The following is a 14,942-nucleotide window of genomic DNA, read 5'->3' as shown; positions in this document are numbered from 1 at the left end:
GGCAGCTTGGACCTTGTATTCTCTTGAGTAAGATTTACGCACTAATTTTGCCTCCAATTGGGCGCCATCATAGCGCCCGATGAAGGTGTCCAAAATCATTAGGCCAGTTCAAGGCCGCTCCTACAGGGACCGAGTCAGCTTTGCCGTCAGGCATCGCGCAACAGGTCATGGGTATCGAGTAACCGGAAGGCCACCTGCGGATTACGCTCCAGCCCCCGCCGGATCGCCGCCGGGATCGACTGCCGGGTCTTGCGGCACAGCCCGGGCTGGTCGTCCAGCTCGATGACGATGCCGCGCATGGTCCGGACTTCGCTGAAACCGGGGACGATGTGCACGCGGATGCTCTTGATCGGCCAGGTGTACGCGACCGCAACCCCTGGCACTTGAGCTAGCGCCTCAATACCGTGTGGGAACAGGTTTGCCGCGAAGAAGGCAACTCGTTGCCACTTAAATGAAAAAACCATGCCGAGTACGTCCGCTACAAATCCGCGTACGGCGACGCGAATGTAATGCCATTCTCGAGCAACCTGACACCCCCAGTTCCGCCCTTATAACTTGAGCTTTGGCTTGATGAGATTAGATTTCATCCGAGATATAAAAACTGGAACAAAACAAATCAAGCAGAGCGATAGAACTGCAACAACTGAAAGCGCTAAAGAGACAACGGGCAGCCCATAAACATCTGCAGCAAACGCTATTGACAAACCTACAACTGTCAAGCCACCAAAAGACACCCCATAAAACAACCCCATCACTGAAGCCACTCTGTTTTCGGGGCAGACAGACAGCAAGCCGTTCATTGAGACCATCAGGCCAACCTCAAACAAAACCATATACATAAAATAAAAAGAAAGAGACATTAATGAATTTTTCGTTACGAATGGAGCACCTACAAACATCGCCGCGAGCAATATAGCTATAATAACCTGAAGTTTAGCCACCCTGGTTGAAGACAAGAAGTAATTAACAATCAGAACCCCTACAACGATTCCAAGACAACCAATCATCTCTCCAACGATTCCCTTCCCTAGCCCCATATTCAGCCATGCTAGGGGAATCCATGTGCGAGCGACCTGATTGTAAGACTGAAAAATAATGACGACTAAAGAAAAACACATAAAATACAGCCGAAGAATTTCATTTTCTCTGATTTCTGCGAGACCCGCCCTGGTAGAACTGAGAACAGGAGAGCTTAGTTTTTTATTGCCACCGACCGAGCGCATCCTCATGCAACACATGGCAGACGCAACATAAGTTAACCCATCAATTACCGCTATAGACAAGAGCGAAATTTTTGAAACCAGAATGAAACCCGCAAGCGCTCCAAAGGCTTGCCCGAAAAAGCCACCACCCATAACAAAATTGTTAGCCTTATCGAGACTCATTGGATCCGCAAGACTTTTAACGCCTACACTTCTATATGTCTTAGTCGTCAGTTCAAGAAAGCCCCGAACCGCTAGAATTAAGTACACCGCCAATAGCCAGTCAGACTGAACGCATAAACCCATAATAACAGTGACGATAGCGGAAACAATCTCAATTTTAACCAGACCTTCGCGCACAGCATAGCTGTCACATATCCTTACCGCCAATGGCAATAGGAATATTGCTGGCAGGAACTGTGCAATATAAACGCCTGAGGCTTTCACTGCCAATGAGTCCACACTAAATATACTTAATGCCAAAGCGGACACGAACAGAGTTGTCCCAGCAGAACTAATCAAGGCGGATAAAGAAAGAAAAATTATAGACGCATTCATGACATATACCGCCGTCCTCCCTTTAAAACACGAGAGGACGGCAAAGGTTAATTGATATAGGACAGAAGACCACCTTTTCTACGCACATCACACGTAACACAATGAAATGCCCCACCAAACCTCATCACATTTCGAAACGGAACTGCGACAACTTCGAAACCCCATGCCACCAACATATCTATAAGCGGACCCTCCTGCTTCTCGACCACAACAGTATGGGGATCGAGCATCAAAACATTCATGTTTATCCAAGTACTTGACATATACATAGTATGATTGTCAGGTATGGTAGATCTAGGTGCAAACCTGACGTCCCAGTCTTTAAGAATCTCAGGCACTTCAGACATACGCTCTGGATTCAACAAGATCTTTCCCGGAGCCAGAGGCATAAAAGTTGCGTCAATATGCATTGGCGCCGAGTCCGTTGGACTTATCACGTGAATCGTGTATTTGCTATCAATATGGCGCCTTACCCATTCAATACCTATGGAATTGGTCACGTGACTTAGTTGAGCAAAAATATCATGGCCGCACTTAATGAAATCTGCCGCATCAAACACAGGCTCAAATTCATTAACGACAAACTTATTGGCACCCAAAGGATCTGTCTTATCATAGTCCGCTTGATACAGTTCATCTAGAAGCTGAGGCTTTGGTGCGCTAATCCACTTGGCGCCGTCTTTGAAATACTCCTTAAGCAAGGGGCGATAAGCATCTATTTCAAAGTACCGTGACCGCCAAGACATAGGCGATTCAATTATAGTGTCGCCTATAACTAGAAGAATGTCTCTAGGCATAGCCGCGTAAAGCCCGCTTGGAGCATTCCAGTTGGGTGTGCTAAATGGCTTTGCTTGATCAAGCCTTTCAGGACGCGTGACCTTAATCCCTCGACCTGATATGACCTCTGCTAACCCATCCAACTCTGCACATGCGGCAAGATAGTGGGATTTTGGTAATCTGTTCCCAACCTCGCGGATGAAGTACTCTTTGCTTTCTTCTGGCATGGTGGCTTCTAGCATTATATCCCATTCTGGGACTGCTGCGCCTTGCATAACGCCAACGATCACTTCTTCTAAAGCATCCCACTCATTGTGAGAGTTAACTCGAGCCTTAACAATTCCGTTCATTGACAACCCCCTGATTACACCACCATTAAGAATTTACTGGATTATTCTCATTTGAAAAATCACCAGTTACAAAATAGTTAAACAAACGCTCACCCGTAGACTGCGGCGTAAAGAAAAATTCCTTTCTATATTTTTTTCCAAAAATAGAATAAACGAACATATCTCTAAATGTTCTTACTATATATCTCGGACCCAGGCGCACAAGCATCTTGCAGTACTCGCGCCCATCGACTGGCTCTCCAAACCAATGATTCACTGATATAGAGGGTGTAGTAGACTTCACATAGTGCCACCACCCCCTGGGGATAAATAACATATCCCCAGCAGCCATCGTAACCTTGTAAACCGTCGCCCTCATAAATTTTGGAAAGTCTGCCATGTCGAAACTTTCGCAATCAATACGACTGTTCACAATATTATCTACGTAAGGATATACGTAAGGTGTGTCCTCAAAAGGAACCAAATAGACAACCTTACTACCATTAACCTGCAAGAAGATATTGTCTTTCAGATCCGAATGCAGACCTGAGCACGTACCTTTTGAGCCAATCCAAAGCCTCGTATCTGAGCCCCCAGGATACTGTTCGGTTATTTTGGAAAATAAAAAGTGCCGCTCAATATCATCAATGAATTCACGAGAGCGAACATACCCTAAGTAGCACGGTTTTGCGTGATCATCATGTGCTAGATCGACAAATTTCTCGAAGGACATTAATTGCTCATAACGCTCATGCCCGCCATCCAATTCTCCGCCGGTCGCTGGCAAATCAACCAGAGCTTTTACTTCTTTATTGCCAATACGCTCCCTCAACGTATCAAAATTCCACTTACTACCCATCCAGCTTTCAGCCAAACCCCTAACAACAATTGGAGCAGCCGACTCTATTGACTTAGTCAAAATGGATTCATCTGACGCATGCATAATTTCTAGATCTGTTACATTCATACGCTCGCTAAACCTCCAACTGTCTCCCCTCCATCGATCACGAAATTATGACCGGTGGCAAATTTAGCATTAGAAGACGACAGGAATAGCGCGAGATCGGCAACCTCTTGTGGGTCACCCAACCGCCTAAGTGGAATTTTTTCCGCGCACTCTTTAATTTTCGCGTCAGAATACTCCGCTCTTTGCATCGGCGTTAATATGTATCCAGGACTAATGGCATTAACCCTGATTTTCGGCGCCAGCTCCAAAGCAAGGCATTTCGTCATCTCAATAATACCGGCCTTGCTTATGTTGTAACTTATGTAGTTCGGCATCGCGACCATCCCACTGACCGAAGCTGTATTTATTATTACCGAGTCAGTGCTTTGTCGCTGCATAACTACCGCTACCTCCTGCGCCATGAAAAACGCAGCCTTTAGGTTGATATCCATCACCTTATCCCAACTACCAGGGGTAACCGCTAAGGTAGGTTCGCGAATGCTGACACCTGCATTATTTAATAAAATGTCTACTCCTCTAAATTCTTCAACGATCGAAGATAGCGCCAATTTTCTATCCGCGTCACGAGTAATATCTGTCGACACAAAAATCTCAACATCGCGAAACTCACCATTTCTCATACCTTCAGTTATCGCAGCTTGGTCAATGATTGCCACCCGACATCCTGCTTTTGCAAATGTTTTTGACATTGCAAGGCCGATGCCTGAGGCGCCCCCCGTCACAATCACTCTCTTGTCTGAAGCTGGCCTTTCCATAATTGTGCCTTTTTTCTAATTAGTACATCCCTTCATGAAGGACCACCAAGTTTCTTGAAAATGCTTAACTCCTGACTCATGCTCACCCGCGAGAGCATTTATGGAGAAGTGGGTCGATCGAGTATTGGCCTGCAGGTTTCTACAAACCACGAAATCCTCTTCCATGTCATTAAAGATGTCAGCCCTGAGAATCTCTTTATCTATAGGGAAATTTTGTTGCTGTACGTCAGTCTGAAATACAGAAATCTCGATTACAGTACGACTAGAGGAGATTGGCTTAAAAACAAATAGCGACAGATGATTTCTTGCTGGCTGAACCGTCAGGAGCGGAAAGACGAAGCCTTGCCTCGAAACGCCGCCAGGTTCCCACAAGTACTTTGAGTGCTCGTTGGGTGGAATGTCTTTATACGGCATGGGAATTTGGATATGAGGCCCACAGGGGATTGTCCTGACGCCGTTAAAATTAAATGCGCCTAAGGTCTTAGGATGGACATACGCAAAATGATAATCTTCAACATAGTTCTCCACGAGCAACTTCCAATTCACATTCTCATCAAATCTGAATCTGGCGATCTCTGTCATTTCCTCGTACGGAAATTCATAGTCATCAAGATATTCTGTATAGCCTTCGAGCCAACCCTCAAGAGATTCGGCACCTTCAACGGGACTGGCGAACACAAACCCCCTCCATACATCTACGGAAGCAGCTTTCAGGTGAAGGCTTTCAACTTGCAAGTCATCAAACCAATGTTCTTTAGGTATATGCTTTACACAGCCACTTTCAGTAAAGCTCCACGAGTGGTAAGGACAAACTATTCCCTTGCAACTTCCATTGCCGCTTAGCATTCTAGCGCCACGATGAGGGCAAACGTTATGAAAAGAACGAAGTGTTCCGTCTGAGGCCCTCAACACTATAATTGGCTCAGTACCTAACGTCGCTGTAATATAGCTGCCCACTGCGGACAAATCACTTTCTCGGCAAACATACTGCCAAGTTTTATTAAATATATTGACAGTCTCTTTTTCAAAGATATTTTGATCATTATAGTGCGACCCAACGAGCTGGCATTTAAAAAAGTCCATTTTCACCACCTATCAATACAGAACAATCAATTCCCCCAACGCTTCCCACTCTCTAATCTGCTTGTAGTCCACGTCCAACTGATTTAAGTCCTGATGCAAAAGATATATGTGACCAACCTTTGATGGTAAGTCCACAGTCCTACCCACTTCATCTCCAACGCCAGGGGTTCGAGCAATCATATAAAACGAGGGCAGTGTCGCAAGAAGCTTTACGCAATGATTTTCTTTTACTGTCCCTGCTCGTCCGATGATCAAATTGACAACGCGCGAGGTCTTGACCAGCACATAGGGATCGTGAATATGTTTTAAAAACCAAGAGGGCTCCAGATATCTTTTCAACGTCATGGTCATATGGCTGTCGCCTATAGCTTTGATGATAGGATCAGAAATAATCCCACCCTGCATGCGCGCCCCCGTTTCAACCAATACGGGGCCGCGTGCGGTGAATATGATTTCTGTATGGCTAGCGCCTTCATCAACACCTAAAGCCGTCAGGACTTTTTGGGTATAATTTATCAGCTGGACCTGAGTCTCCCCCTCATAGGGAATCATTGTCTCGTAATCGTAAATATTACCGACACCTTTGATATTTAACCTTTTCTCTTGCCACATTTCCGTAATGCGATGTTTCCCGTCAATGCTAACCGCATTGACTACATATTGATCGCCCTTCAAGAATTCTTGAACGAGCACTTCATCATTTAGATCCCCTATTACGTTTCTTTTCCCATGTATATTATGAAACGCCTCCAATGCCTCCTGCTCATCAAAGCAAACCCTGACATCCTCACTCCCCATGGCATCGACCGGTTTTACAACCACCGGGAGCGAGTTTATACTTTTAACCCCTTCTACTAACTCCTGCCCTGACCTGACCACGCATTGCTTTGCACAGTCCAGCCCATACTCAAGAATTGCTTCCGCCATTAGATACTTGTTGCGACGTTTCGAGCTTGTCTTGGGATCATTCCCTTTAAGGCCCAAACTGAATGACAACTTATCTGAAAGTTCCACCCCTGGCTCGCTTCCTGCCACTACAAAATTGGGGTGATACTTTCCTACCTCCTTGACCAGGTCTGTATAGCTTGAGTCAGTCGCACGTAACAAGATGTCAAATAAGGAAGGTGTAAAGCTCTTAACGTAGCTTTTTGAAATCTCCTCTCTAGACTGCACATGAATCAAGAACCAACCTAGCGCTTTCAGCGCTTTTGCCAACTCGGCACCCGTACTATGACCATCAACAATGCAGGCTACGCGCAGGATAGATTTACACCCCATAATGCCTCCAGAACATTCTCGGCTATCAGAATCCTCGATAAAGCCACCTAGTGATTCTTCAAATGTTTCTCATCACTGGCGAGCGATGCCCGCTCAATCATTGATGGTGTCTTTCGAAGTGACTGGATAACTTCTAGGGCGAATTAATCTTCTCGTCAACCTTCGCCTGCTCGAGTTCACGAGCATAAACAGTATGTTTAAAACATCATCCCAACTTATCAGGAAGCTTACCCTGGCACACTGCATACCCCTAAGCCATTGATGTACGAGATAAAATTGAAAAAATCCCGGGCAAGAAAAAACCACAAGCTGTGAAGTTTTTCAGCAAAAAACTGCTACTTCTAACATGCAAGGCACCCCATAATTTCAGCAAACTCCTACATCAACCATGAGTGAGGTGTCTATATATGACGGCCCGTCACGGCCTGCAGAAATTGCCTGGGCGCAGCGCCCTTTGTGGGAGCGGCCGGTGCGGGGATCCAGGATCAGGCATCCCGCAACAGGTCGTGGGTATCGAGCAACCGGAACGCCACCTGCGGATTACGCTCCAGCCCCCGCCGGATCGCCGCCGGGATCGACTGCCGGGTCTTGCGGCACAGCCCGGGCTGGTCGTCCAGCTCGATGACGATGCCGCGCATGGTCCGCACCTCATTGAAGCCCGGGGCGATGTGCACGCGGATGCCGAGGTTGTCGTAAAGGCGTTGCTGCAGGCGTTGCAGGTCTTCCAGGTCCTTGAGGTTTTCCAGGCGTTCGAGCAGGCGTTTTTCTTCCTGGCGGGTCAGCAGGAGGATGCGCTGGGCTGTCTGCGGGTGGTCGGCCAGGTGTTCGCGACCACAAATGCAGGCGCCAGGGGGGCAAGGCTGGCGCAAAGGTGGAGAGCTGGTCATGAAGCAAGCATAGCCAGTTTTTTGCTACAGCCTGTACCGGCCCTATCGTCGGCATACCAGTGCCCACAATGACAGCGACAGGCCAGAAAACTTTCCTGGCAGGATAAAAAATTTCATAAACCGCTAGACCGCCACCCCTCACTTCGCCTATAAATCGCCTAAAGGAAATTTATATTCCTACAAAGAAACAATCTTCGCCTCCCCGCGAAAACTCTTTTGCCCTTGTGCCGACCTGCCCCACTCCATCACGAGGCCTATCCGACATGCACCCCGCTCCCGATCACTTCATCCTGCGCGTCAGCTGCCCGGCCGTGTCCGGCATTGTCGCCGCGGTGACCACCTACCTGGCCGAGCACGGTTGCTACATCAGCGAGATGGCGCAGTTCGACGACGAGGACAACGGGCGCTTCTTCATGCGCGCGGTGTTCCGCTACAACACCGGCACCACGGGTGACACGCCGCAGCTGGAAGCTGGCTTCGGTGATGTTGCCCAGCGCTTCGACATGCAGTGGAGCCTGCACAGCAGCGCCCGGCCAATGCGCGTGCTGCTGATGGTGAGCAAGTTCGACCACTGCCTGTCCGACCTGCTGTACCGGCATGCCAAGGGCGAACTGGACATGCAGATCACCGCCGTGGTCTCCAACCACCTCGACCTGCGCCCGATGGCCGAGCGCCAGGGCATCCGCTTCGTCTACCTGCCAGTTACCAAGGACACCAAGGGCGAGCAGGAAGCTGCGCTGCTACGCATCGTCGAAGACACCGGCACCGAACTGGTGGTGCTGGCGCGCTACATGCAGATCCTGTCCGACGACCTGTGCCGCCAACTGTCGGGCCGGGCGATCAATATCCACCACTCCTTCCTGCCTGGCTTCAAGGGCGCCAAACCCTACCACCAGGCCTACCAGCGCGGGGTGAAGCTGATTGGCGCCACCGCTCACTACGTGACCAGCGACCTCGACGAAGGGCCGATCATCGAGCAGGAAGTGCAGCGTGTGGACCACGCCTACGCGCCGGATGACCTGGTGGCCATCGGCCGCGACACCGAGACCATCGCCCTGTCGCGCGCTGTGAAGTACCACCTTGAGCACCGGGTGTTCCTTAACCACGACCGCACGGTGATCTTCAAATGAACGCCATTCCCAGCGTCAAGCTGATCGACGGTAAGGCCACGGCAGCGCGGATGCTGGCCGAGGTGCGCGAGCAGGTGCAACAGCTGCGCGAAGGCGGCGTGCAACCGGGCCTGGCGGTGGTGCTGGTCGGTGCCGATGCCGCCAGCCAGGTGTACGTGCGCAACAAAGTGCTGCGCGCCGAAGAAGTGGGCATCCGCTCGCTGGAACATCGCCTGCCCGCTGACACCAGCCAAGCCGAATTGCTCACCCTGATCGACCGCCTCAACCGCGACGCCAAGGTCAACGGCATCCTCGTGCAACTGCCGCTGCCGCAACACATCGACCAACACCGTGTGCTGCAGGCCATCAGCCCACTCAAGGACGTAGACGGTTTCCACAGCGAGAACGTCGGCGGCCTGGCCCAGGGCCGCGATGTGCTCACCCCGTGCACGCCCAGCGGCTGCATGCGCCTGCTGCGCGATGCCTGTGGCGAGCTGCGCGGCAAGCACGCCGTGGTGGTCGGCCGCTCGAACATCGTCGGCAAGCCCATGGCGGCGCTGCTGCTGCAGGCCGACTGCACGGTGACCGTGGTGCACTCGCGCAGCAGCGACCTGCCAGCGTTGTGCCGCCAGGCCGACATCCTGGTGGCCGCCGTGGGCAAGCCTCGGCTGATCGGCGCCGACTGGCTCAAGCCGGGCGCAGTGGTGATCGACGTCGGCATCAACCGTATCGATGAGGGCGGCCACAGCCGCCTGGTCGGCGACGTCGACTTCGCCGCCGCCCTGCCCCAGGTCGCCAGCATCACCCCGGTACCTGGCGGCGTCGGCCCGATGACCATCGCCTACCTGATGAAAAACACCCTGCTCGCCCTCGACCTGCAGCAACAGGCCGCCCACCAGGAGCGCACCGCATGCCTTTCGCCCTGCTGAAATACGGCCTGAGCGCCGACTACCCGGTGGAGGTCGACCTGCCGCCACCGTGCGAACTCAAGCCACGCTATGACGTGGTGATCATCGGCGGCGGCGGCCACGGCCTGGCCATCGCCTACTACCTGGCCAAGTACCACGGCGTGACCAACGTCGCCGTGCTGGAAAAGGCCTACCTGGGTGGCGGCAACACCGCGCGCAACACTGCAGTGATCCGCTCCAACTACCTCACCTCCGAGGGCGTGCGCTTCTACGCCGAATCGGTGCGCATGTTCCAGAACCTGTCGAACGAGTTCGACTTCAACATCATGTATTCCGAGCGCGGCCAACTGACCCTGGCGCATACCGATGCCACCGTGCGCGCCTTCCGCCAGCGCGCCGAGGTCAACAAGCACTTCGGTGGCCGCACCGAAATGATCGACCGTCAGCAGATTCGCGAACTGGTGCCCAGCCTGAACCTGGACCCCGGCCACCTGCCAGTGCTGGCCGGCCTGTGGCATATCGACGGCGCCACCGCGCGCCACGACGCGGTAGCCTGGGGCTACGCCAAGCAGGCGGCCAAGCGCGGCGTGGAAATCCACCCGCTGACCGAAGTGCAGGACCTGCTGATTCGCAATGGCCGCATCGAAGCGGTGAAGACCAACCGTGGCACCGTGCAGTGCGGCTGCGTGGTGCAGGCGGTGGCCGGGGCCAGCTCGCTGCTGATGGCCAAGGCCGGTATCCGGGCGCCGATCCACACCTACCCGCTGCAGGCCATGGTCACCCAGCCGTTCAAGCCGTTCCTCGACCCGCTGGTGAGCTCGTCGGCACTGCACTGCTACGTGCAGCAGACCAGCCGTGGCGAGATCGTCTTCGGCGGCGGCTCCGACCCTTACCCGCTTTACAACACCCGCTCCACCCTCGATCTCAAGGAAAGCCTGCTGGCCCATGCCATCGAGATGTTCCCGTTCATGGCCAACGCCAAGCTGATGCGCCAGTGGGCCGGGATGACCGACATGACCCCGGACTACAGCCCGATCATGGGCCTGTCGCCAGTAGACAACTACTACCTGGACGCCGGCTGGGGCACCTGGGGCTTCAAGGCCACGCCGATCTGCGGCAAGACCATGGCCGAGCTGGTTGCCAGCGGCGGCAAGGTACCCGAGCTTATCGCACCATTCGCCCTGGAGCGCTTCAGCCGCTTCCAGCAAGTCAACGAAATGGGCGCCACCGCGGCCAGCCACTAGGAGCAATGACGATGAAGATCCTGACCTGCCCCTTGAACGGCCCGCGCAATATCAGCGAATTCACCTACGGCGGCGAGTTCAAGCACATGCCCGACCCGGCCAGCTGCAGCGACGTCGAATGGGCCGACTACGTGTTCAACAGCGACAACCTGGCAGGGGTGGTGCTGGAGTGGTGGCTGCACAACGCCTCCAGCTACTGGTTCCTGGCCGAACGCCACACCGTCAGTGACCAGGTGCTGCGCACCTTCGACCCGAAAGAGCTGTTCGACCGCCGCATTGACTTTGCCCCCACCGCCACACCGGAGATTGCCGGATGAACAGCCACACTCGCCTCCCCGCACCCATGGGCCTGCTGATCGACCGCGAGCGGCCCCTGCGTTTCCAGTTCGACGGCCAGGCCTGCGCGGGCTTTGCCGGTGACACCATCGCCAGCGCCCTGCTCGGCAACGGCCGCTGGCTGCTGTCACGCTCGTTCAAGTACCACCGCCCACGCGGCCCGCTGAGCATGGCCGGGCAGGATGCCAACACCCTGGTGCAGCTGCCAAACGAGCCCAATGTGCTGGCCGACCGGGAAGGCGCCCGCGATGGCCAGGTGGTCGAAGGGCAGAACTTCAACGGCAGCCTGGAACACGACCGCGACGCCTACCTGGGCAAGTTCTCGCGCTTCATGCCGGTGGGCTTCTACTACCGCTCGTTCTACAAGCCCAAGGGCATGTGGAAGGTGTGGGAGCCACTGATCCGCAAAAAGGCCGGCCTGGGTGTGCTCGACCTCGGTTTCCAGCCGCAGTATTACGACAAGGCTTATTTGTTTATTGATGTGGCCGTGATCGGCGCCGGCCCGGCCGGCCTGCGCGCGGCGCTGGACGCAGCCAATGCCGGGGCCAAGGTGCTGCTAGTCGAGCAACAAGCAGTGCTCGGTGGCTCGCTTACCTACGCCCGCTTCGACATTGCCGGCACCCGCGCCGCCAGCCTGCGCCAGGAACTGCTGGCCGCCGTCGAGGGCCACCCGAATATCCAGGTGCTGCTGGAAGCCACCTGCAACGGCTGGTTCACCGACAACTACTTGCCGGTAATCCAGCACAAGCGCCTGTACAAGGTGCGCGCCAACCGCTGCCTGGTGGCTGCCGGTTCGTTCGACCAGCCGGTGGTGTTCCGCAACAACGACCTGCCGGGCGTGATGCTGACCAGCGCCGCCCAGCGGCTGATGAAGCTGTACGCGGTCAAGCCGGGCCAGCGCGCGGTGATCCTCACTGGCCACGATGACGGCTACCTGGCTGCGCTCGACCTGCAGGAGCAAGGCGTAGCGGTTGCCGCAGTGGTCGACATGCGCGCCGCGCCGGCCGATGCTGCGCTGGCCGCCGAACTGAAGCGCCGCGATATCCCCGTGCACCTGGGCAGCACCGTGTACGAAGCGCTGCATGAAACAGGCATGCGCCATGTCAGTGGCGTGGACATTCGCCCGATTACCGGCCAGGGCAAGGTCGGCCCGCATGGCCTGCGCCTGGCCTGCGACCTGCTGTGCATGTCGGCGGGCTACATGCCGGTGTACCAGTTGCTGTGCCAGGCTGGCGGCAAGCTGGCCTATGACGTCAACCGCGACGAGTTCGCCATCAGCAACCTGCCCGCTGGCCTGGATATCGCCGGCTCGGTGAACGGCCGCCACGCGCTGGGCAACGTACTGGCCGACGCCACCCGCGGGGCTGCCGAAGCGGTGGCAGCGCTGGGCCTGCAAGCGCCGGCAATGTCGGTATTCAGCAGCGAAGCCAAGGTCAACTTCCCTTGGCCGATCTTCCCTCACCCCAAGGGCAAGGATTTCGTCGACTTCGACGAAGACTTGCAAGTGCGCGACATTGTCAATGCCACCCGCAGCGGCTACCGCGACGTGCAGTTGGTCAAGCGCTTCTCCACCGTCGGCATGGGCCCGTCCCAGGGCCGCCACTCGGCGCTGCCTACCGCGCGCCTGGTGGCGCAGGCCACCGGCCGCAGCATCAGTGAAACCGGGGTGACCACTGCCCGCCCGCCGTTCCAGGCAGAAAAACTGGCACACGTCGCCGGCCGTGCCTTCGACCCGTACCGGCAAACGCCGATGCACCGCCGCCACCTGCAAGCCGGGGCGAAAATGATGCCCGCCGGTATCTGGCAGCGCCCGGCCTATTACGGCAAGCCTGAAGAGCGCGAACGCTGCATGCAGGAAGAAGCCCGCCATGTGCGCGAAAAGGTCGGCCTGATTGATGTTTCCACCCTCGGCGGCCTGGACGTGCGCGGCCCGGATGCCGCCGAACTGCTGGAGCGCCTGTACACCTTCGGCTTCGCCAAGCTGGCCATCGGCCGCACCCGTTATGCACTGATGACCAACGAGCACGGTGTGGTGATCGACGATGGCGTCTGTGCCCGCTTGGGCGAGCAGCACTTCTACGTTACCGCCACCACCAGCGGCGTCGACCGCATCTACCAGCAGATGCTCAAGTGGAACGCGCAATGGCGCCTGGACGTGGACATCACCAACGTCACCGCCGCGCTGGCAGCGGTGAACCTGGCCGGGCCGCTGTCACGCCAGGTGCTGGCCAAAGTGTGCGATGACGTGGACCTGTCGGCCGAGGCCTTCCCTTACCTGGGCGTGCGCCAGGGCAAGGTGGCTGGCATTGCGGCGCGCATCCTGCGGGTCGGCTTTGTCGGTGAGCTGGGTTATGAAATACACGTACCGGCGCGGCACGCCGAGCGCCTGTGGGACACGCTGATGCGGGCCGGCGCAGGGTTGGGCATTCGCCCGTTTGGCGTCGAGACCCAGCGCCTGCTGCGCCTGGAAAAAGGCCACGTGATCATCAGCCAGGACACCGACGGCATGACTCACCCGGCAGAAATCGACATGCAGTGGGCCATTGGCCGCAAGAAACCTTTCTTCGTCGGCAAGCGCTCGATCGAAATCCTCGAAGCGCAGCCGCTCAAACGCAAGCTGGTCGGCTTTACCCTGCCCAAGGGCAGCCCGCAGCCACTGGAGGGGCACCTGGTGCTGGACGGGCCGGACATCAGCGGCAACGTCACCTCCTGCGAATTCTCGCAAACCCTCGGGCAGATCATCGGCCTGGCCTATGCCGGCGCCCACCAGGCCACGCCTGGCATGCACATCCCGATCCGCGTGGAAGGCGGCGTGATGGTCAATGCCAAGGTGGTGCCACTGCCGTTCCACGACCCCGAAAACCTGCGCCAGGAGCTCTGAACCATGACCCGTTTGCAAGCCGAAGCGTTTGTTCCACGCAGCCCGCGGGCCGAGCTGTTGCACACCTGTGCGCTGACTGACCTGACCGAGTTGGCGCGGGTTGGGTTCCGTGGCGGTGACAGCGCTGCCTACCTGCAAAAACGTGGCTACCGTTTGCCGTCGTTACCCAACCAGGCCGTGCGCCAGGAAGAGGGTGGCTGGGTGGCGCGGTTGTCGCAGAACGAGTACCTGCTGCTGGGCAGCCTGGCCGATGACGGTGCACGGGTGGCTGGCGAAGAAGCCGATTGGGCACAGGATACCCAGCGCAATTACCTGCTGCCGCGCCAGGACAGCCATGCCTGGCTGCAGTTGTCGGGTGGGCATGCCAGTGCGGTGATGGCCAAGTTGTGCGGGGTGGATTTGCGTGCCGAGGCGTTTCCGGTTGGGGCGGTGGCGCAGACCTCGGCGGCGCGGATCAATGTGATTGTGGTGAATGTGGGCAACTATGAGCAGCCGGCGCTGCAGTTGCTGTTTGATCGGGCTTCGCTGGCGTACTTCCGCGAAGCAGTGCTGGATGCCATGGATGAGTTCGATGGCGGGTGGGTTGGGGTGGATGAGTTGATGGGCTGACATCCCCGGGGCCGCTTTG

General features: G+C 55.5%; 13 protein-coding genes and 1 pseudogene. 6 read left to right on the top strand and 8 right to left on the bottom strand.

Going from position 1 to position 14,942, the window contains the following annotated elements; genetic code table 11:
* Positions 1–146 precede the first annotated feature (146 nt).
* From ABE456_RS03890 to ABE456_RS03855, 8 genes and pseudogenes are all read right to left on the bottom strand, one after another.
* A pseudogene (locus ABE456_RS03890) lies at positions 147–341 on the bottom strand (hypothetical protein); the annotation flags it as partial.
* Between the two features lie 207 nt (positions 342–548).
* A complete protein-coding gene (locus ABE456_RS03885; RefSeq protein ID WP_346642789.1) occupies positions 549–1,760 on the bottom strand; it encodes an MFS transporter in 1,212 nt (403 codons plus the stop codon).
* 47 nt (positions 1,761–1,807) lie between these two features.
* The gene (locus ABE456_RS03880) at positions 1,808–2,887 is read right to left on the bottom strand and encodes an amidinotransferase (RefSeq protein ID WP_346642788.1); all 1,080 of its coding nucleotides are present in this window, start codon (positions 2,885–2,887) and stop codon (positions 1,808–1,810) included.
* A 25-nt stretch (positions 2,888–2,912) separates the two neighbouring features.
* Positions 2,913–3,833 (bottom strand): cupin-like domain-containing protein, encoded by a 921-nt coding sequence (locus ABE456_RS03875; RefSeq protein ID WP_346642787.1) that lies wholly within the window; start codon positions 3,831–3,833, stop codon positions 2,913–2,915.
* A complete protein-coding gene (locus ABE456_RS03870) occupies positions 3,830–4,588 on the bottom strand; it encodes an SDR family oxidoreductase (RefSeq protein WP_346642786.1) in 759 nt (252 codons plus the stop codon). The genes ABE456_RS03875 and ABE456_RS03870 overlap by 4 nt, the downstream gene beginning before the upstream one ends.
* Before the next feature lie 15 nt (positions 4,589–4,603).
* On the bottom strand, positions 4,604–5,671 hold the full coding sequence (locus ABE456_RS03865; RefSeq protein ID WP_346642785.1) for an aromatic ring-hydroxylating dioxygenase subunit alpha: 1,068 nt from the start codon (positions 5,669–5,671) through the stop codon (positions 4,604–4,606).
* Positions 5,672–5,683: 12 nt separating this feature from the next.
* Entirely contained in the window at positions 5,684–6,949 is a 1,266-nt protein-coding gene (locus tag ABE456_RS03860) for an ATP-grasp domain-containing protein (RefSeq protein ID WP_346642784.1), read from the bottom strand.
* A gap of 485 nt (positions 6,950–7,434) precedes the next feature.
* Complete coding sequence (locus ABE456_RS03855) at positions 7,435–7,836, bottom strand: hypothetical protein (protein ID WP_346642783.1); 402 nt, start codon at positions 7,834–7,836, stop codon at positions 7,435–7,437.
* 263 nt (positions 7,837–8,099) lie between these two features.
* Between ABE456_RS03855 and purU the strand changes: the two genes are divergently transcribed.
* Genes purU through ABE456_RS03825 form a run of 6 tightly spaced genes read left to right on the top strand, consistent with a single transcriptional unit; the run spans position 8,100 to position 14,923 of the window.
* Entirely contained in the window at positions 8,100–8,966 is an 867-nt protein-coding gene (gene purU, locus ABE456_RS03850) for a formyltetrahydrofolate deformylase (RefSeq protein WP_346642782.1), read from the top strand.
* Positions 8,963–9,874 carry a bifunctional methylenetetrahydrofolate dehydrogenase/methenyltetrahydrofolate cyclohydrolase FolD gene (folD, locus tag ABE456_RS03845; RefSeq protein ID WP_346642781.1) on the top strand — a complete coding sequence of 304 codons (912 nt, stop codon included), beginning with the start codon at positions 8,963–8,965 and terminating at the stop codon, positions 9,872–9,874. Before purU ends, folD begins: the two co-directional genes overlap by 4 nt.
* Entirely contained in the window at positions 9,856–11,097 is a 1,242-nt protein-coding gene (locus ABE456_RS03840; RefSeq protein ID WP_346642780.1) for an FAD-dependent oxidoreductase, read from the top strand. Before folD ends, ABE456_RS03840 begins: the two co-directional genes overlap by 19 nt.
* An 11-nt stretch (positions 11,098–11,108) precedes the next feature.
* The gene (locus ABE456_RS03835) at positions 11,109–11,414 is read left to right on the top strand and encodes a sarcosine oxidase subunit delta (RefSeq protein WP_346642779.1); all 306 of its coding nucleotides are present in this window, start codon (positions 11,109–11,111) and stop codon (positions 11,412–11,414) included.
* Positions 11,411–14,314, top strand: a complete 2,904-nt coding sequence (locus ABE456_RS03830; protein ID WP_346642778.1) for a 2Fe-2S iron-sulfur cluster-binding protein — start codon at positions 11,411–11,413, stop codon at positions 14,312–14,314. The genes ABE456_RS03835 and ABE456_RS03830 overlap by 4 nt, the downstream gene beginning before the upstream one ends.
* Before the next feature lie 3 nt (positions 14,315–14,317).
* A complete protein-coding gene (locus ABE456_RS03825) occupies positions 14,318–14,923 on the top strand; it encodes a sarcosine oxidase (protein ID WP_346642777.1) in 606 nt (201 codons plus the stop codon).
* The last annotated feature ends 19 nt before the right edge of the window (positions 14,924–14,942 follow it).

The sequence above is a fragment of the Pseudomonas sp. TWI929 genome (assembly GCF_039673335.1).
Classification (GTDB): Bacteria; Pseudomonadota; Gammaproteobacteria; order Pseudomonadales; family Pseudomonadaceae; genus Aquipseudomonas.
This window is presented reverse-complemented; position numbering and strand designations above follow the sequence as displayed.

Excerpts from the sequence above, each read along its gene's own strand:
- ABE456_RS03885 (WP_346642789.1), bottom strand. The coding sequence starts at position 1,760 with ATGAATGCGTCTATAATTTTTCTTTCTTTATCCGCCTTGATTAGTTCT.
- ABE456_RS03880 (WP_346642788.1), bottom strand. The coding sequence starts at position 2,887 with ATGAACGGAATTGTTAAGGCTCGAGTTAACTCTCACAATGAGTGGGAT.
- ABE456_RS03875 (WP_346642787.1), bottom strand. The coding sequence starts at position 3,833 with ATGAATGTAACAGATCTAGAAATTATGCATGCGTCAGATGAATCCATT.
- ABE456_RS03870 (WP_346642786.1), bottom strand. The coding sequence starts at position 4,588 with ATGGAAAGGCCAGCTTCAGACAAGAGAGTGATTGTGACGGGGGGCGCC.
- ABE456_RS03865 (WP_346642785.1), bottom strand. The coding sequence starts at position 5,671 with ATGGACTTTTTTAAATGCCAGCTCGTTGGGTCGCACTATAATGATCAA.
- ABE456_RS03860 (WP_346642784.1), bottom strand. The coding sequence starts at position 6,949 with ATGGGGTGTAAATCTATCCTGCGCGTAGCCTGCATTGTTGATGGTCAT.
- ABE456_RS03855 (WP_346642783.1), bottom strand. The coding sequence starts at position 7,836 with ATGACCAGCTCTCCACCTTTGCGCCAGCCTTGCCCCCCTGGCGCCTGC.
- purU (WP_346642782.1), top strand. The coding sequence starts at position 8,100 with ATGCACCCCGCTCCCGATCACTTCATCCTGCGCGTCAGCTGCCCGGCC.
- folD (WP_346642781.1), top strand. The coding sequence starts at position 8,963 with ATGAACGCCATTCCCAGCGTCAAGCTGATCGACGGTAAGGCCACGGCA.
- ABE456_RS03840 (WP_346642780.1), top strand. The coding sequence starts at position 9,856 with ATGCCTTTCGCCCTGCTGAAATACGGCCTGAGCGCCGACTACCCGGTG.
- ABE456_RS03835 (WP_346642779.1), top strand. The coding sequence starts at position 11,109 with ATGAAGATCCTGACCTGCCCCTTGAACGGCCCGCGCAATATCAGCGAA.
- ABE456_RS03830 (WP_346642778.1), top strand. The coding sequence starts at position 11,411 with ATGAACAGCCACACTCGCCTCCCCGCACCCATGGGCCTGCTGATCGAC.
- ABE456_RS03825 (WP_346642777.1), top strand. The coding sequence starts at position 14,318 with ATGACCCGTTTGCAAGCCGAAGCGTTTGTTCCACGCAGCCCGCGGGCC.